Raw genomic sequence first — 20,180 nt, forward strand, 5'->3', positions numbered from 1 at the left:
TCAAAGCTGACAGCTAATATAAAAGCTCGTCGCTCATAGCTATAAAGCTATAAAGCTCACAGCTTAAAAGCCTTCATTTGTTTTACAGCATAATCAACAGCCCTTGCAGTGAGTGCCATATAAGTAAGCGAAGGGTTTTGCGTGGCTGTGGAAGTCATACAAGCACCATCTGTTACAAATACATTTTTACAAGTATGCAACTGGTTCCATTTATTCAATAAAGACGTTTTCTGGTCTTTTCCCATTCTTACTCCTCCCATTTCATGGTTTTCAGAACCGGGCATTCGGTGAGTTTCATGCAACTGAATATTGGTAAAACCTGCTTTGGTGTACATTTCTGAAAATTGTTCATGAAAATCTTTCATCATTTTGCGGTCGTTTTCATCAAATTTTACTGAAATTCTTAACTGTGGAATACCATACTTATCTTTCAAATTTTTGTCTAATTGAACAGCACTTTCTTCTTTTGGAATGGTTTCGCCCATCATGTGTGAGCCAACTTGCCATAATCCCAATTCGTTACTCAATAATTTACTTTTCAGATTTTCGCCCATTTCATTAAAAGATTGAGCAGAATTTCTTGAAGCTGAAAAACCTGCCGCATAACCTCTTAAAAAGTCTGTTTCTTGTTTAAAAACATTTCTAAATCTTGGAACATAACTTGCATTTGGTCTCCTTCCATCTGTCGTTGAATCTAGCAAACCATCAAATTCTGCTGAAATTCTTCCTTGATAAGTATGAAAAGCGATGTATTTGCCCAGGAAACCATTATCATTTCCTAATCCATTCGGGAAACGATTTGACGTAGAATTCAATAAAATCAGGTTTGAATTAATAGCAGAAGCATTCAAGAAAATAATCTTTGCATAAAATTCAATCATCTCGCCCGAAAGAGCATCAATTACTCTTACGCCTGTGGCTTTACTTTTTTGTTCATCATAAATAATAGAATGTACCACTGAATGCGGACGTAAGGTAAGATTTCCGGTTTTTTCAGCCCAAGGAATCGTGGAAGAATTACTGCTAAAGTATCCTCCGAGCGGACAACCTCTTTCACACATGGTACGGTGTTGACATTTTGTTCTTCCTTGTTTGTCGTGAATCGCTTTTGTTTCGGTAAGATGTGCTGCTCGACCAATAATTACATGGCGTCCCTTTCCATAGTTTTTTGATACTTGTTGCTTGAAATGTTTCTCAACACAAGACATTTCGTGCGGAGCTAGAAACTCCCCATCTGGTAATTCGGGCAAGCCATCTTTATTACCAGTAATTCCAGCAAATTTTTCAACATAGCTATACCAAGGTGCAATATCAGCGTAACGAATTGGCCAATCTACAGCAAAACCGTCACGAGCTGGCCCTTCAAAATCTAAGTTGCTCCAACGTTGGGTTTGTCTTGCCCAAAGTAGCGACCTCCCTCCTACTTGGTATCCACGCATCCAAGTAAATGGTGCATCCTGAACATACTCTTGTTCGGCATCTTTCACTAAAAAATGTAGTGTACTTTCTCCAAAAATATAATGGCTACTTGGTATTTTATATTCATCATGAAGAGCCAAAGGTATTTTCCCGTGATGTTCAAATTCCCACGGATTCATCATCGCAGTTGGATAATCACTAATATGTTTAACATCTCTTCCTCGTTCCAACACCAACGTTTTTAACCCTTTCTCTGTCAATTCTTTAGCTGCCCAACCTCCGCTAATCCCTGAACCAATTACGATGGCATCAAAAGTATTTTTCTTATTGCTGTCAATATTAAAGTATGTCATAAACCGAACTGAAAAATTTGTAATTTTTAAAGCTAATTATTAGGTTCAAGTAATAAAACTAAGCAATACATTTTTTATCTTTATCCTGCTAAGTAAATCTGCTTCTTTGATGCAACGTTCTGCATTAATCCCCTGTCTTACAGAATAACTACTCCCCACATTTACGCTCATAAGAATCTCGTCATCTGTTAAACGATAACTACTTGCTATTTCCTGAAAATTTATGCAATAATTTTTTCATTAAAGATTTTCACCAATCCACTGAAATGCAGAAATTTTTATTGTTTAGTATTCTTTTCGTGTCTTTGAATTTCAGCAGTTTTGCACAAACTGACTGCACAAATATTGGTTTTGAATTAGGAAATATAAGTGGTTGGACTGTGACCACTGGCAAAATAAGTAATGGCGGAACTTCAACCATCTATGGTCCTGAAGAACCTGGAGGTATTTACCAAATAACAAGCATTGGTAACGGTAATGACCCTAAAGTAACGAATGAAAAAATTCCGATGGTTGCTCCTGGAAGTAATTTTGCTATTCGACTAGGAAATACAGCTGATGATAATTCAGGAGGGTTTTATCATCGTTTAAAAACCTCTTTTTTAGTTACTCAAGACAATTCTTTATTTCAATACAAATTTGCGGTTATCCTTCAAAATGATAATAGACATACTGATGCTGAGAAACCTAGGTTTAATATCCAAATTACTGATGAAAATGGCAATCCATTGACTTGTAGCAATTTCAATATCCAATTATCAAGATCAGGAACAGCTTCAAATTTTAGTATTCAAAGCTATAACAACAGTGGAAATATTGAATATCGTAATTGGACTATTGGGTCAATTAACCTTCTGAGTTATCTTGGCAAAAAAATCAATATTGAAGTAACAGCTCATGGCTGTACCGAAAAAAGACATTTCGGCTATGCCTATTTTGATGCACAATGTTTGAAATCTGAAGTAAAACCAACAGCGGCTTGTCCAGATGAAAATGGTTATATGGTATTGAGTGCTCCTCAAGGTTTTGAAAAATATACTTGGAGTAACGGCGAAACTACTTCTTCCATCAAAGTATTAGCTAAATTAGACGATAAATATTCTGTAAGAATACTTCCCCTATCAAGTTTAGATGCTTCTTGTGAATTAAAACTTGATTATACCATCAAGTATCAACATGCCTACAATAACGTTAATGCAAAGATTTGTGAAGGGGAAAAATATACTTTGGGTGCTAGAGAGTATCAAACCAGTGGAACATTTATTGAAAATATACAAAGAACTGATATTTGCGACAGTACAATTACCTTGAATCTTACTGTAAATCCTTTACTCACAAAAAGTCAAGACATTGCCATTTGTGCTGGAACTACCTTTAAAGTTGGCACTGAAGTTTATAATAGTACAGGTTTGTACACAACAATCATTAAAAACGTAAACCAATGCGACAGCGTTGTTACGACCAATCTGAAAGTAATTGATTTTGACGTTTCATTACAAAATCAGGATTTTAATATTGTCACTGGTGATAGCGTTTTACTCAAAGCCATCGTAACAAATACTGGAAATTATCTTTATTCATGGCTGCCTGCCACAGATTTAAGCTGTAGTTATTGTGCTGATACTTGGGCTAAACCATCATCAAGTCGGCAGTATTCTGTTTATGTAAGTAGTTTGGATGGAAAAGCTTGCGAGAAAGTAAAAGTGGCAAATATTTCTGTAAGAAGTTGTGGTTTGGTTTTTATTCCAGATGCCTTTTCGCCCAATAATGATGGTAAAAATGATACTTTTTATACTTTCGCATCTGGCTGTGTAAAGCAAATTAAAAACATGAAGGTTTTTGATAGATGGGGCGAAGTAATTTTCTGGAAAGAAAACATTGCTCCTTCGGTGGCATCCAATGGTTGGGACGGCACCTTTAATGGTTTACCAGCCGACGTTGGTATTTATGCGTATAATGTAGAAGTAGAATTGAACGATGGAACAAGCTATACTACACAAGGAAGTATAACACTGATGAGGTAAGTATTATTTGCTTTCATTTTAAATCGGAAATATATTACACTAATACCTAGTAATTTTTGCCTATTTTATAAATACATTGAGTATTTTAAGGCTTTTTTCTTCCTTATAATTAGTATCAGAAGTAATTAATCCTTACTTTGTTTAACTAATTAATCACAAGCTTTGTCGTACTTATTGGGTTTTTAGCAAAAAAGACGACCATTATCCAAATTTAATACACATGAAAAAATTACTCCTTACTGGAATAATTGGGTTAAAACTGTGCACTTCATTTTCCCAAGTTATTTCCGAACCTCTTCAATATCATTGCTTCAAAACAGCTGAACCTTTAAAAATTGACGGAAAACTTTCTGAGGCTTCTTGGAAAAAAGCAAAATGGACAAGCCTTTTTATTGACATTGAAGGCGACAAAAAACCTAAGCCGCTACAAGCTACAAAAGCCAAAATGTTATGGGATGATAAATATTTGTACATCGCTGCCGAATTGGAAGAAAAACATATTTGGGCTTATCAAAACAAAAAAGACCAGATTGTTTTTCTTGAAAACGACTTTGAAATATTTATTGACCCAGACGGAGACGCTCATAATTATTTTGAATTAGAAGTAAACGCCATCAACAATACTTTTGACTTATACCTTCCGAAACCTTATAGAGATGGTGGGAATGCGTTAATTAACTGGGATATTAAAAAACTAAAAACGGCTGTAAATGTAGAAGGAACGGTAAACAATGCTACGGATACTGACAAGCGTTGGACGGTGGAAATTGCGATTCCATTTACTTCAATCAGTTTAGACAATGATGTTTTAAAACCACAAGATTTATCTTATTGGCGTTTGAATTTCTCAAGAGTAGAATGGAATCACGATGTTAAAGCAGGCAAGTACAGTCGCCAGAAAAATGCCAATGGCGAAGGTTTTTTACCAGAATACAATTGGGTTTGGTCGCCACAAGGAAAAATCAATATGCACATGCCAGAGAATTGGGGCTATTTAGTATTTTCTGATAAAAAGGTTGGTTCCGAAGATTTCGATTTCCCTTTGCCAAACATTGAAAAAGTAAAGCAAATTGCTTGGGACATTTATCATAAACAAAAAGCCTATTTTGCCCAAAATCAGCATTATGCTAAAGATTTGACACTTTTAGAACTTGATACGAACCTCCAACAAAACAAAGAACTTATTCAAAATATTGAGCTAGAAGCCACCAGTCAAACATTTTTCATCAGTATTATTGACAAAGAAGGCTTGAATAAAATTACGCTCAATCAGGATAGCCTCCTCAAGATAAGCAAAAGCAAGTCTTTATAATTGTAAAAAACTTCAACAACAGTTAACCGAAATGGAAAAACGTACCTTTTTAAAACAAATGGGTTTAGGAGTAATGGCGGTAGGCCAAAGTAGTAATTTACTTCAAGCACGCCCTCTACTTCCTGTCCAAAATAACACTCAATTAAAAAACTGGGTTTGGATAAATCCCGACCACAAAGAAACCGAAGCTGTTTTAATCGAGCGTTATAAAAAATATAAAGCACACGGTATTACTGGGATTTTCTTTGAAGCTGATGATGAAAAACACTTTACCATCGCTAAAAAACAAGGACTGACTACTCATCGTTGGATTTGGACTTTGAATAGAGGTGAAGAAAGTCTTTTGAAAGCACATCCAGAATGGTATGCCATCAACAGAAAGGGCGAATCTTGTGCAACAAATCCTCCTTACGTAAATTATTACCGTTGGCTTTGTCCTTCTCGTCCAGAAGTACGTGATTACTTAGAAAAAGCCGTAAAAACCGAATTAAGTAAACCTTATGTAGATGGCATTCACTTAGATTATGTTCGCTATTGCGATGTAATTTTAGCCGTAAATCTTTGGCAAGTATATGGCATCAAGCAAAATCAAGAATTACCTGAATATGATTTTTGTTATTGCGATGTTTGTCAGGCAAAATTCAAAGAATTGAAAGGTATAGATATCAGAACTTTAGAAAATCCTGACCAAAATTTATCTTGGCGAAAATTCAGATATGATAATGTTACTCGTCTGGTAAATCATCTGGCTCAAACAGCTGCTAGTTTCAAAAAGCCTATTACAGCTGCCGTTTTTCCAACGCCAGAAGTAGCCAAAAGAATAGTACGACAAGACTGGGTAAATTGGAATTTATCGGCAATTTGCCCGATGATTTACCATAAATTTTATAAAGAAGACGTAAGTTGGATTGGCGATGCCGTAGAAGAAGGCGTAAAAGCTTTACATGGAAAATTCCCTTTATATGCAGGTTTGTACTTGCCCGATTTCGATAATAATGACGAAATTGTTCAAGGCATAAAATTAGCGCTGAAAAATGGTGCCGCTGGCATTTCATTATTTGGCAACGTCAATGATGACGTTCTGAAAGCTTTGGTAAAAGGCACTAGCAAAGTCTAGTTTCTTCCTGATTTTCAAGGAGTAATACAAATTATCTAATTTTACTCCTTGAAAAATTCAATTAGCCTTATTATTTTTTAGTCTTTTAAAAAATAATTTCTACACTTTATCCCCTTCAAAGGCAATTATCACAATACTAAGGAAAAGATTCATTTTTAAAATGATTTAAGCTTTTGTATATCGCATTCATTTTAAGTAAATTGCTTTAATATATCTGATATTTTTTCAGAAAAATTTTATTCCAAAAACATTAGCTACTCGGTACAAGCAATTTTAACTTATGGTAAGCCTACTCCATGAGTATTGAATTGTCCGCTGAATTTTACACACATGGAAAATTACCTAAGGAATAAACTTACCGAAGTTATACAAGTAGATTCCTCCGTTTTTGATTTTATACAACAATTTGCACTTGATGGTCTTTGGTTTTGGGACGCCAAGAGTACGTCATCTTGCTGGATAAATCCAAAATTGGCATCCATGCTAGGCTATAATACCTCTGAAGAAATTGAAATTTTACAAAAAAACTGGTCAGATATTTTTCAGGAAAAAGATTTAACACTCCTTGCTGCTACAAGCCAAACTAATAGCTCCCACAAAAATATTGCTGTCCGTTATTTTCATAAAGATGGCTCAACGATTTGTATGGATTGTTCGATTTTGTTAATCTATGATTCAGAACAAAAGCTTGATACAGTACTTGGTGCAAATATTTTACATAAAGTCATTCAAAATACACCCAATAGCGTTGAAAAGTTTTACACAAGTATCGGAGAATCAACAATTAATAGCGATTTTTTATATGTGATTAAAACTAATATTTACGGAAATTACACCTACATCAACGACTATTTTTATAAGATTTTTGGCTTTACAGAAGACGAAATTCTAGGAACCAACGCTTTATTGTCGATTATTGAGGAAGACCATGCCGCTTGTCAAGAAACAGTAGCAAAATGTTTTATGAATCCTTTAAAACCCTATAAAGTAATTCTTAGAAAGAAAAACAAACAAGAGGAAATTGTTACAAATCAATGGGAATTTACAGGCTTGCCAGATAAAAATGGAAGTACTTTTGAAATACTTTGTGTAGGATATAATGTTTCGGAAAAAGTAAAAACTGAAAACGATTTATCTATTTTGGTTTCAAACATGACCGATTTACTCATCTCTGTAGATTATCATGGTATTGTAACTTTTGTATCGGGCAATGTTACTGAATTGTACTTATACGAACTTGATGAAATTGTTGGAAAACCATACATTGATTTTGTTCACGACGAAGACATCGAAACGGCAGTTGAAGCTATTCGTAAAACCATCGCTACGGGTATTCCATTTACCAATCTTGAAATTAGAATCAAGAAGAAAGAAGGCGATTTTTATTGGACAAATATCAATTCAAGTGTTAATCCAATCAATAAAGAGACAATTCTAGTAATTAATGATATAACAGCGAAGATGACTTCGCTTCATGAACTTAAACAAGCCAAAGAACTATTACAAGAAATCAGTGAAGTTTCGAATGTGGGTGGTTGGGAATATTTCCCTGAAATTAACCATTTCTTTTGGTCGGATATAAGCAGAAAAATCTATGATTTACCATTAGAATTTGTTCCGAGTATAGAAAACATCCAAAAGTTTTTAAAACCAAAAAGTAAAAAAACATTTCAGAATGCTATCAAAAAAGCGATTCAAAAAAATATTTCTTCTGATTTAGAACTAGAAATCATTACAGCTAATCAACAAGAAATTTGGCTTAGAAGTATCATCAAAGCCGACTTCACTAACGACATCTGTACCAGAGTGTATGGTACTTTTCAAGATATTAATCAGCTAAAAAAAGCAGAGATTGCCAGAGAAAAATCTACAAAATTATTAAAGCATTTAACCAAACAAGTACCAGGAATACTGTACCAATTCCAGCTTACAGACGATGGTCGTTATTTTTTCTCATATCTGTCACGTCAATTAGTAAATACTCCAGAAATGGATTTACTTAGCTCAGAAGAAAAGACTAAAGCCTTACTCAAGTTTATTCACCCTGATGATTATCAGATGGTTATCAATAGCATATTCAAATCATCTAAATCATTAACATTGAAAGATATAGAGTTTAGAGTTACTTTACCTTCGAAAAAAGAAAGGTGGCTTAAAGCAATTTCTACCCCTGAACGTTTGAAAGATAGTGTAATCTGGCATGGCTACATGGGCGACATTACCGACAGAAAACATGTAGAACAAGAATTAAGACGAACAAAAGATTTCCTTCAAGAAACAACCCAAGTGGCTAGAATTGGTGGTTGGGAAGCAGATATTGATGCCCAAACAGCATATTGGTCGAAGATTACCAGAGAAATTTATGAAGTAGATGAAAAATATCCTACGATAGACATAAATGACGGGATAAATTATTATAAAGAAGGACAAAGCAGAGAAACACTCACAAAAGCTTTCACTGAATGTATCCAATATGGAATACCTTTTGATATAGAAGCACAATTGGTTACCGCTAAAAACAGGGAAATTTGGGTACGAGTAATCGGTAAAGCAGATTTCAGTATTTCAAATAGAAAAAGAGTTTATGGTACTCTTCAGGATATTACTGATACTAAACTAGCTGAATTTCAACTCACTAGAACAAAAGATTTACTTGAAGAAACTAACAGAGTTGCTCGTATTGGTGGCTGGTCGGTAGATATTCCAAGCTATAATGTTTACTGGTCAAACATGATAAAGGAAATCGCACAAGTTCCACTTGATATTGAACCAAGTATAGCAATTGGTTTATCCTTGTACAAAGAAGGCTATAGCAGAAATCTCATTACAGAATCTTTCAAAAACTGTATTGAATTCGGTACTCCATTTGATGTAGAATTACAAGTTGTAAATACTAAAAATGAAGATATTTGGGTAAAAATAATCGGTAAAGCAGAGATTGAAGAAGGAAAAATCAAAAGGGTTTATGGTATTTTTCAAGACATCAATCAAGCAAAAATTGCTGAGGAAAATGCTAAAAACCTTCATCAACTTGAAATATTATTGACAAAGGAAAAACAATTGAACCTGCTTAAATCAAGATTCATTTCCTTGACTTCTCATGAATTCAGAACTCCCTTAGCGGGCATTTTAGGAAGTGCCGAACTTTTGGATTTATACGCTAAAAAGATTGAAAATGAACGAGTAAAAAACAAAATGCAAGAACATATTAGCCATATTACTTCGCAAGTGGATAGGCTAACAGGCATCGTTGCAGATGTACTTACTTTGGAAAAAACTGCTGAAGGAAAAATAGTTATGAAGCTCAAAGCTGTGCCAATTAAAGCATTTTTACAAAAAGTCACCAATGAACTATACATCAACCTTCGTGATAATAGACAGTTAAAATTGGTTTTACCAGAAGATGAAAAAGAAGTTTTCACAGACGAATCCCTCCTTGTTCATATTCTAAACAATCTCATTAGCAATGCCTTTAAGTACTCAAGAGGCAACAAACTAAGCCCAGAAATTCAACTATTTTACTTTGAAGACCATTTTACTATCATCGTAAAAGATTATGGTTTGGGGATTCCGATGAAAGACCAAGAACATTTATTTGAAACTTTTTTTAGAGCTGACAATGTAGTAAGTACAGAGGGTACAGGCTTAGGATTAAGCATTGCTAAAGAATTTACAGAGAAACTTGGTGGACAGATAAGTTTTGAAAGTAAAGAAGGCAAAGGGAGTTCGTTCACATTAAAGTTACCTTATTGAAATTACAGGCTGATTCTTTGATAAATACCAAAATTATCGTATATTAAATTACCTTTTTTCTAAAAATGATTCTTACTGTATTTAAAGACAATTATTGTGCATAAATTCCACTATGAAAACTAAAATACTATTTGTTGAAGACGACGTTGTTTTGAGGAACAATTACGTTGAAATTTTAGAATTATTTGATTTCACCGTCATCCCAGCAGAAGACGGCGTTGAAGCAATGGAAATTCTTCAACATCATGATATTGATGTAATCGTGTCTGATATACGAATGCCCCGTATGAACGGACTAGTTTTTCTAAAAAATGTTCGGGCAGATGCTAAGTTGGTCAATACTCCATTCATTTTACTTTCTGCTCATGCCGAAAATGCCGATTATGAAAATGGTATTAAAAGCGGTGCTAACGAGTACCTCACCAAACCCATAAGAGGGAAAGACCTTGTCAATGCTATTCAAAACGTAATAGCTGAAGTATAATAGTATATTTATTTAGGGTTAAAAATCTATGCTATCATTCTGTTCAAAATGATAAAATATCCACGAATAACCAATGGAATATAGTCAAAATCCTTCAAATGAAATCCTTCGTTTAGCGGCCTTGAAGGAATTGAATATACTGGATACTCCTGCCGAACAAGACTTTGAAGGCATTGTTACATTAGCTGTTCAAATTAGCGGTGCTTCTTTAGCTATGATTAGCCTCATGGATTCAACCAGACAATGGTTCAAATCTAAAATTGGAACAGATTTATGTGAAATCTCAAGAAAAGATTCTTTCTGTGAATATGTGATTCAAAACGAGTCTTTTTTAATCGTTGAAGATACTACTGTAGATGAGCGTTTTAAAAATAATCCATTCGTAGTTGGTCCGCCTTATGTTCGTTTCTATTTGGGTGTTCCTATCAAAAACCAACAAGGTTATATTTTGGGCTCTATCTGTATTTTACATACCTCAATTTTAACCTTAAATCAGCAACAAATTAAAAGTTTAGAGATACTCGCTCGACAAGCAGAATCGCTTTTTAATAAAAAATCTGATTTAATTTATTCTGAAAAAATCCTTTCAACTTATGTCAATAATACTTTAGACTCTATTATTTTATTAGATACAGAAAAGAGAATTATTGATGCGAATAAAGTATTTCAAGAAAGAGTTCGAAAGCTACTCAACAAAGAATATCATAAAGGAGAAAGTATTTTTGAATACTCGCATCCATCAACACATTCTCTTACTGAAACATATTTTGCCAAAGCAATGCTTGGCGAAGAAGTAAGTACCGAACTACTTATTCCTTTCGTAAATGTTCAAAATTGGTATAAAATATTATTTATTCCCTCGAAAAACGCATTCGATGAGATAGTTGGAGTAGTAATTACTTTAACCAATATCAATGAACAAAAAAGGTATGAAAAACAATTACAATCGCTGAATGAGGAGCTTAACTTTCATTATACCAATTCGCCTTTGGCGGTGATAAAATGGGATAGTGATTTAATCATAAAAAGTTGGTCGGGGCAAGCCGAAGTGATTTTTGGTTGGAAAGCCTCTGAGATTGTAGAAAAATCTTTTTATGAAGTCAACTTGATTCCTGAAAGTGATTTTGACCGTGTGAAGCTTTACGCCGAACAGATGCTCAGTGGAACAGTTAGTAGATTAACCTCTAAAAATAAAAACATTACAAAATCAGGTGAAACCATTTATTGTAATTGGCATAATTCAATTTTGATGGACGAAAATGGAAAGGTAATTTCTATTTTATCCTTGGTTGAAAACGTTACTGATGTCATCAATATCACCAAAGCCTTAGAAATAAAAACCAACAATTACGAAGCCCTCATTAACAGTACAAATGATATAATTTGGAGTATCGATACAAATTATCGGCTAATGACAGCCAATAATACTTTTCTGCAAACTTCAATTACTTATCTTGATGAAAAATATCAGATAGGAGATTCGGTATTTAAGCCAAAAATGCCTGAGTTAATGAGGAGTTTCTGGAAAGAAATTTATGATAGAGTTTTCCTTGGCGAAAGCTTTGTCACAAACTTTTTGGTTCCTGATAAGAAAATTGATATACCAGACATCCATTTTGAAATAAATGCCAATCCTATTTTCAAGAATAATGTTATTGTTGGTGCTGCTTTATCTTTAAGCGATGTTTCTGAAAAAAAATTAGCCGAACAAAAACTTTCGGAATCGGAAGCGAATCTTCAAGCTATTTTTGAAACAACCGACACTGGTTATATTCTCATCAATAAAAGTTTAGAAGTATTATCCTTCAATAAAATTGCGAATGATATTTCTTCTCAGAACTTTTTTAACGCTGATAAAGTACCCACAAATGGTACGCCAATCTTAGATTATTTCCCTGCCGAACGAAGACCCATCTTGCAAAAAATGATGGTAGAAGTATTGAATGGCAAGAGGATAGAGTATGAAATTTCTTTCCCTCAACCCAACAATACTACCAATTGGTATTTTGTAAGATTATATCCTATTCTGAACAAAAAAAATCAGAATTATGGTTTGATAATGGCTTTATCAGATATTACTGAACGTAAATTGGCCAATGAACAACTGAAACAAAGTGAAATGATGTTTAGCGATTTAGCTAAAAATTCTCCCGGAATTGTTTTTCAATTTTGCGTTGAAGCCGACGGTTCTTCATATTTCTCTTACATTAGTGATAAAGGTAAAAATGCTTTTGGTTTTCCGGTAAATGACAAAAATTGGCAGCAAAATGGCAAAATCAATAAAAGAGAAAGAAATGCTTTTTTAGATTCTATCAATCAAGCAGTTATGCACAAAAAAGATTGGAACTATGAAGGTGAAGTAGAAACTAAAGATGGGCGAAGAAAGTGGTTTCAAGGCTTAGCGAGTCCTACCATTAAAGGGGATAAAATCATTTACAATGGTATTTCTCTGGATATTACTGAAAGAAAAATTGCCGAAGAAGACCGCAAAAATTTGAGGAAATTAGAAATCTCATTAGCAAAGGAAAAAGAAATCAACAATTTGAAATCAAGATTTATTTCGTTGACTTCGCATGAATTCAGAACTCCAATTACGGCTATTGTAACCAGTTCTGATTTGCTAGATTTTTACTCAAAACAAATTGACAATCAAGAATTGAAACTCAAAATTAAAGACTATATCAATAAAATTTTGTTTCAAACCAACAGGCTAGACGCTATGTTGAAGGATATTTTGATGATTGAAAAAACAGCTGATGGAAAAATATTTGTAAAACCTCAACCGATTAATCTCCATAAATTCTTGCACGACCTCAACGAACAATATTATGTTGACAGAAAAGATAAAAGGAAGTTAAAGCTATTACTGCCTGAAAAAATCAGAGAAATCATGACAGACCCTTCGTTACTAAGCCACGTGGTTAGTAATTTAGTCAATAATGCTTTCAAATATTCTCCTGAAGCTCAAGACCCTGAATTAAGTGTTGAATATCATAGTGATTTTTACAGTATTAAAGTCACAGATTATGGTATTGGTATTCCTCTGGAAGAACAAGAACATTTATTTGAAACGTTTTTTAGAGCAAACAATGTACTAAATATTGAGGGAACGGGACTTGGACTAACAATCACCAAAGAATTTACTCAAAAACTAGGTGGCAATTTGAGTTTTATCAGTAAGCCATTAGAGGGAAGTTCTTTTACAATCAGCTTTCCTTATAATTCATAAATTATTTCAACTCAAAGATGCAGGGACTTTTAGAACTACTTCAAAAGTATTGTTATAAGTATTTACTTCTAAACTTCCTTTTTGTCTTTCAACCCACTCTTTTATAATATACAAACCCAAACCAGAACCATTCATATCTTTAGAATAATGCGCCTGATAAAATGGTTTTATCATACTGGTACTCATTGTATAAGTACCTTTATAATGATTTTTAATCGTCAGAACTACCATTTCATTTTCGAAGTAATTATCTGAAGTAATTTCAAATTTAGGATCTGAATATTGAATTACATTTTGTAATAATTCGGTAATCATTTGTTCAAGCGAATCACGATTGAAATCAAATAAGTAAAACGCATCACCTTGAATATTGAAATCAAATTGGCTGGTTGTACTGTTTTTCAAAAAACTAAAAATACTATTCTGTAGCTCAACAACATTTATTTTAGATTTACTAGTACTCCCCCAAGGATTTATCCCATTAACTAATTGATTGTGCCACAATAATTTACGAGTAACCCGCAACATTCTTTGTCCAGAAATCTGAATTGCTTTTACGATACTACCAGCATCAGTCAAATCATTTTGACTAATCATTTCTTCTAGCAGTGTTCCGAAATTGATAATACCATTCAGAGGAGTGAGATATTCATGTGTAGAGATTTGATAAAAAACATCTATTGCATTTTTCCTAGTTTCAATTTCGGCATTTACTTTTTTAACAGAACTGATTTCTATTCTGGCTTGAATCGTTTCAATTAAATCTTTAGAACTATATGGTTTTGTTAAAAAATCGTCAGCACCTAAATTCATACCTTTTCTCTTATCCGTCAAATCGGCTAAACCCGAAAGAAAAATAAAAGGTAGATTAATAAAACCTTTTTCCTGCCTGATAATCCTAAGTACATCAAAACCGTCCATAGAATCTAGCATTATATCACAAACAACTAAGTCTGGCTTAATTTCCTCTATCAATAAAATACCATCTTTAGTGCTATTTGCTACAAAACATTCATAGCCATTTAAAGTTAGTATTAAACTGGTATTTTCTGCAAGAAGTAAATCATCTTCAATGAGTACTATCCTAGACATATTTTTATATTGTTTTATCAGTAGATTATTTAATACTTTTATTAACTCAGGCAAGGGTTTTACTTAAATAGGAAATATTAATTCTTATGGAAACAACACTTCAAATTTGCTTATTAAAAATAAGCAAATTATCTCCATTTTATATCTTTTAATACTTCTTTTTTAAATAATTTATATTCAAACCAAAGATAGATAAGTATCATTCATTCAATACTTTACCTTTTATAAGATATTGAACGTGTTTGGAAAACACAATTTAATACAAAATAATGTTTTAAAAGTTAAATTTATATATTAATCTCTAAATAATCACTAGGGTTAAAAATGAAAAATCCCTTCCGCAATTGCTACGTGAAGGGATTTGTTTATTTTTTTGGAAGATTTAGGGAATCAAACTACAGCTTTAAAATATTCATTTGCCTCTAAAATCGCCTCATGGAGTATTTCTTTTCCTACCGGTTTTGGAAGATATTTTAAAATCTCAGCATGTGGTGCGTTCTTTCTAAAAATGGTGTAATCAGACGCTGAAACCACGATTACTAATATTTTTTTATCTTTAAATTCTAAGTAATGATTAGCCAAATACTCTAAAAACTCATAGCCATCCATTACAGGCATATTCAAATCCAGCAAGACAACAATTTTATCATGAGTTGTTTCTTTAAGAAACTCAACAGCTTCTTGACCATCAGTAGCTTCAGCAAATGGAATTTCATAAGTCTGTAAGTACTTTCGCATCAGAAAACGATTGAGGTGCTCATCGTCAACAATTAAAGTTATGGCGTTGGTAAACATATTTTTTATGTGTTAGTTCGCTATCGAATCTTAGTTTTGATTAATGATATACTATAAAAACTTAATAAAATTTAGGCTGTTTTCTTAAAATACCTTCATGTTATAAAGTTAAGGACTTTTAGATAAACAGAATTAGGACTTTTGAAAGTAGGAAAACTAACAATAATCATGTTAATCTTTTTGTTTTCTGAACGAATAACTTTTTCTTTCATCGTTTTCGAAAATCATTTCCTACAAAAACAATCCACAATCATCATTCCATTTTTTTAAAAATCAGAAAATTTGTTATATCTATCTAAAAATAAACCCATTTGTGCTGATTTTTAATAATTATTATCAAAAATACCTATTTTATATAAAGCAAAAATAACATTTGTTAATTCAAAAGCTACACATCATTGATAATTCTTTCTGATTATTTCATCATTTTAATGATGAAAATTTCTAAAGCCAAGAAAAGTAAAGCCGCAATGATAAAATATTTCCAAAGTGCTACCCCAAAATTCTGTTCATTAAAAGTACTTACAAAATCAGCATCATCTACTTTATCAAAAACTTGAATATTTTTCTTAGCTCCCAAAAGATTTTTCAATTCAGACACAGTATAAAAATCCATCATAGATTCCTTATGGTCATGATTAAATGCCAATACTTTCTGTACTTTCCCATCTAAAATCAATTCATAATATCCCGATTCCAACAATTGGTTTTCATTTAATTGATTCGCTTTGGGCAATTCAATCGTTAACAGATTTCCTACTAAATGCTGTACGGGAATAAATTCCATTTTGTTGCGTCTTAAAGTAAAAATTGGTTGACGGGCATTCACTTCAGTTTTTACTTCATCCAAAACAACAGAAATTGTATTTGATTCAAAAGAAAAAGCTGTTTGCTCCTGCGCTACGCTTTGTGCCGCAATTTTATACATAATGGGTACAAACAGGGCATTTCTAGCAAACTCACCAAACTGAATATCCAAAGGTGCGCCTAACAAATATACTCTTCCACTAGCAACTTCTGAAACTGTTAAGAAAGGCTGATTATTCCTGAAATTCAATAATTTTTCACCCACAGCTTGCCAAGTAATTAGGGCATTTTGATTGGGCATTTGTATCATTTCCTTTTGTGTAGAATTATCAAAAATATCTAAAAAAAATGACGAAGATTTCACAGGTTCAGCCAGTGGCGTTACTTCAGAAGTAATTGATTTTTTTGCCTGAATATTTCTTATGTTGAATGCACTAAGGAAATCATTGTAACTTTTTAAATCGGGCGATTGATTCGGAATGAGCATCAAACTTCCTCCGGACTTCACAAAATCATCTAAAGCCAATTTCATCGAACCTTCAATATTTTGTAGTCCTTCTAAAATAATAAAATCTACTGTTTTAAAAAGTCCAACATCAACGTTTGAAGCTGCATAATTCTTATAAGTAAAAACACTATCGTTAGCAAAAACCGCAGGCAAATATTTTCCCGAAGTATTTTGTCCTGACAAATGCAACACCTTAATTTTCGGTGCTACATTCAACACAAAGAAATAATCGTTGTCAAAAGTAATGGGTGTATCATCAAACGAAATGTTTGCTTTTTTAAAGCCTTTTCCTTGAATATTAAAAGAGAAAGTACTCATCGTTGAAGACTTAGCAGGAATAGTAGCAATCGTTGACGAAACCTGAACACCATCAATCAGCAATTTTACGGGCAAATTTTCAACTGCCGTTTCACCAGTGTTAAATAATTTTACAGACAATTGATTCACCTGCATTTCACGCACAAAAGGTGTATTCAACCAAACAGAATCTACAAAAATATTTTGAATCGCTTTCGACTGAACTGGTACTAGAAAAAGCCTATCAGTTGAATCTAAACTAAGTTTTGATAAATTCCCTACGGTAGATTTCTGAAAATCCGAAAACCATATATATTGGTTTCCACCTTGTGAATTATGTTTAGATGCTAGATTTTTCTGACGATTCAATACTTGTTCTAAAGTACGTGGACTATGCGTAAACTTGATAGAAGTAGTGCGCTCTTTGATTTGCTGAGTATTCCCAACAGCATGTTCATCAGCTGAAAAATCATTAGTAATCAATTGTAATTGAGAACCTTGTGGGAAAGAAAGCAGGAGCTCTTCTACTTTGTTGATGGCTTTATCTAAATATGATTTTTTATCCAATTCGTTTTGCATCGATAATGAATTATCAATGTATAAACTACTTATTCCTCCTACTTTTATACCTACTCCAGTTTTAGATGGGAAAAATGGCTGTGCAAAAGCAAGTACTAAAGCGATGATAAAAGCCATCCTTGCAGCCATAATCAATAAATGCTTTAGCCTACGAAATGAAGACGTCGTAGTATTAACAGCCCGCAGAAAAGCCACATTGGTAAAATATACTTTCTTGGTTCTTCTAAAATTAAAAAGGTGAATAATCAAGGGAATCGCAGCGGCTAAAAGTCCCCAAAGGAAAAATGGATATAGAAATTGCATGAAATATCTCTTCGTTTTTGTTCAAGTACAGTTAAAATCATCAATACTTGAAATTTCATTAATGTATAAAACTACAAAAAAAAGCCATCATTGATTAAATCAACGATGGCTAATTCAAGATTTGTATAACAATCTGCTTTTGAAAAATAGAAAATCAAACGTTTGTTTAAATTCTAACGAGTAATTTCAAGAATTTCAAATTCTAATTTACCTGCAGGCGCTTGAATTTCAGCAGTATCTCCCACTGATTTTCCAAATAATCCTTTTCCAAATGGCGATGAGTTAGAGATTTTACCAGCTTTCAAATCTGCTTCTTCTTCCGACACGATGGTATAAACAACTTCCATCCCATTTTTCTTATTTTTGATTTTTACTTTTGATAAAATCGAAACTTTAGACGTATCAATATTGGTTTCGTTCAAAACACGAGCATTGGCAACGATTTCTTCCATTTTAGAAATCTTCAATTCCAATAAACCTTGTGCATCTTTTGCGGCATCGTATTCAGCATTTTCACTTAAATCTCCTTTATCACGAGCCTCCGCAATTTGCTTTGCCATATCCGAACGTCCTTGCAATTTTAAATATTGCAATTCAGCTTTTAATTCCTCTAATTTCTCCGCAGTATAATACTGTACTTTTCCCATTGTCTTTATTTTTTACAAAAATGATGAAGCAAATTGTTTAAAATCATAGTCAAAACTACTATAAGCTTATATTACCACAATTTACATTCAGCACTTCTTTGAGTTGATACAAAAAAAATTACTGACATCGCTGCCAGCAAGTGAAATTCCTATTCTAAAAATATTTACCCAAACTCTTTACAAACAAAAAGAACGGCTTTCGACCGTTCTACAAGATTTTTTATGACCTTTGCAGAAATTTCGAAGCTAATGAATGATGCTTGTTTGAGTCTTTCGTTGCATATTTTACTGAATTGAGTTAGCAAAGATAGTAAAACAGATTTCGAATTCAAAGAGAAATTTCAAATTGTGTTTTTTTTAGAAAATTTATATTGAATTCACGATACTGTCAGTTAGAAGATTTAACCAACAAGCACCAACAAATCTTAATTTATCTGTTTTCTTTGTTGAGAAAAATTAGAAAAACCAAAATCAGCCATCTCAATCTAGCGTTTACGCTGATAAAACAAATATTAATCTTATGAAAATAATCTTTATGGGTACTCCCGACTTTGCCGTTGAGAGTTTAAGAATTTTAGTAGAAAATAACTGTAATGTTGTCGCAGTAATTACTGCACCAGATAAACCGATTGGTCGTGGTTTAAAAATTGGGATGTCGGCAGTAAAAGAGTATGTTTTAGCCAATGCGCCTCAGATTCCTATTTTACAGCCAGAAAAACTAAAGAATTCTGAATTCTTAGAAGAACTAAAAAGTTATGACGCCGACCTACAAATTGTTGTTGCTTTCAGAATGCTTCCAGAAGCCGTTTGGACAATGTCAAGATTGGGTACATTCAATTTACACGGTTCGCTTTTACCACAATACCGTGGTGCAGCTCCTATCAACTGGGCAATTATCAATGGCGAAAAAGAAACAGGTGTAACTACTTTTTTCTTAAAACATGAAATAGATACTGGCTCAATTATTTTTCAAGAACATGAGCCAATTGCTGAAACTGATAATGTAGGTGATGTGTATATTCGCTTAATGCACATTGGAGCAAAATTGGTTTTAAAAACCGTGAGAGCCATTGAAGCGGGCGATTATCCGCAAGAGCCACAAGTAGAATCTGATGAAATAAAACACGCTCCGAAGATTTTTAAAGAAACTTGTGAAATTGATTGGACTAAATCTAGCAAATTAGTTTATGATTTTATCCGTGGACTTTCACCATATCCTGCCGCTTGGACTACTTTAAACGGAAAAGTTTGTAAAATCTATCGTACTACCAAAGTAACTGACGAAAATATTCAGTTTGAAGAAGCCTTTAAAAGTGATGGCAAAAAATACTTGTACTTCAAATGCTCAGATGGCTATTTAGCCATTGAAGAATTACAATTAGAAGGCAAAAAGCGTATGGGAATTGAGGAGTTTTTGAGAGGGTATAGGTTGTAGTTTTGGACTTTTAGGATTTTAGGATT

The 20,180-nt window shown here is 33.2% G+C and carries 12 protein-coding genes; 7 read left to right on the forward strand and 5 right to left on the reverse strand.

Features of this window, described 5'->3' with window-relative positions; translation table 11 throughout:
- Positions 1 to 56 precede the first annotated feature (56 nt).
- Positions 57 to 1,772: an FAD-dependent oxidoreductase gene (locus ABID42_RS00265; RefSeq protein WP_367281974.1), complete on the reverse strand. Its 1,716-nt coding sequence runs from the start codon at positions 1,770 to 1,772 to the stop codon at positions 57 to 59.
- A gap of 266 nt (positions 1,773 to 2,038) precedes the next feature.
- On the opposite strand from ABID42_RS00265, the gene ABID42_RS00270 reads away from it, so the two are divergent.
- From ABID42_RS00270 to ABID42_RS00295, 6 genes are all read left to right on the forward strand, one after another.
- Positions 2,039 to 3,796, forward strand: coding sequence for a T9SS type B sorting domain-containing protein (locus ABID42_RS00270; protein ID WP_367281975.1), 1,758 nt, complete (start codon positions 2,039 to 2,041; stop codon positions 3,794 to 3,796).
- 220 nt (positions 3,797 to 4,016) lie between these two features.
- A complete protein-coding gene (locus ABID42_RS00275) occupies positions 4,017 to 5,108 on the forward strand; it encodes a carbohydrate-binding family 9-like protein (RefSeq protein ID WP_367281976.1) in 1,092 nt (363 codons plus the stop codon).
- Between the two features lie 31 nt (positions 5,109 to 5,139).
- Positions 5,140 to 6,225, forward strand: coding sequence for a family 10 glycosylhydrolase (locus ABID42_RS00280; protein ID WP_367281977.1), 1,086 nt, complete (start codon positions 5,140 to 5,142; stop codon positions 6,223 to 6,225).
- Positions 6,226 to 6,555: 330 nt separating this feature from the next.
- Entirely contained in the window at positions 6,556 to 9,978 is a 3,423-nt protein-coding gene (locus ABID42_RS00285) for a PAS domain-containing protein (protein WP_367281978.1), read from the forward strand.
- 112 nt (positions 9,979 to 10,090) lie between these two features.
- Positions 10,091 to 10,462, forward strand: coding sequence for a response regulator (locus ABID42_RS00290; protein ID WP_323254774.1), 372 nt, complete (start codon positions 10,091 to 10,093; stop codon positions 10,460 to 10,462).
- A 73-nt stretch (positions 10,463 to 10,535) separates the two neighbouring features.
- Complete coding sequence (locus ABID42_RS00295) at positions 10,536 to 13,691, forward strand: PAS domain S-box protein (protein ID WP_367281979.1); 3,156 nt, start codon at positions 10,536 to 10,538, stop codon at positions 13,689 to 13,691.
- A gap of 6 nt (positions 13,692 to 13,697) precedes the next feature.
- Here ABID42_RS00295 and ABID42_RS00300 read toward each other — a convergent pair whose 3' ends face one another.
- The 4 genes from ABID42_RS00300 to greA form a co-directional block, all read right to left on the reverse strand.
- Positions 13,698 to 14,783, reverse strand: a complete 1,086-nt coding sequence (locus tag ABID42_RS00300; protein WP_367281980.1) for a hybrid sensor histidine kinase/response regulator — start codon at positions 14,781 to 14,783, stop codon at positions 13,698 to 13,700.
- A 390-nt stretch (positions 14,784 to 15,173) separates the two neighbouring features.
- Positions 15,174 to 15,578 carry a response regulator gene (locus ABID42_RS00305; RefSeq protein ID WP_323254768.1) on the reverse strand — a complete coding sequence of 135 codons (405 nt, stop codon included), beginning with the start codon at positions 15,576 to 15,578 and terminating at the stop codon, positions 15,174 to 15,176.
- Positions 15,579 to 15,993: 415 nt separating this feature from the next.
- On the reverse strand, positions 15,994 to 18,072 hold the full coding sequence (locus tag ABID42_RS00310) for a BatA domain-containing protein (protein WP_367281981.1): 2,079 nt from the start codon (positions 18,070 to 18,072) through the stop codon (positions 15,994 to 15,996).
- Between the two features lie 173 nt (positions 18,073 to 18,245).
- Entirely contained in the window at positions 18,246 to 18,719 is a 474-nt protein-coding gene (gene greA / locus ABID42_RS00315; protein ID WP_367281982.1) for a transcription elongation factor GreA, read from the reverse strand.
- Between the two features lie 520 nt (positions 18,720 to 19,239).
- Between greA and fmt the strand changes: the two genes are divergently transcribed.
- Entirely contained in the window at positions 19,240 to 20,154 is a 915-nt protein-coding gene (gene fmt, locus ABID42_RS00320) for a methionyl-tRNA formyltransferase (protein WP_367281983.1), read from the forward strand.
- Positions 20,155 to 20,180: the final 26 nt, after the last annotated feature.

Origin of the sequence: Arcicella rosea, from assembly GCF_040543805.1 — a bacterium.
Lineage (GTDB): Bacteria > Bacteroidota > Bacteroidia > Cytophagales > Spirosomataceae > Arcicella > Arcicella rosea.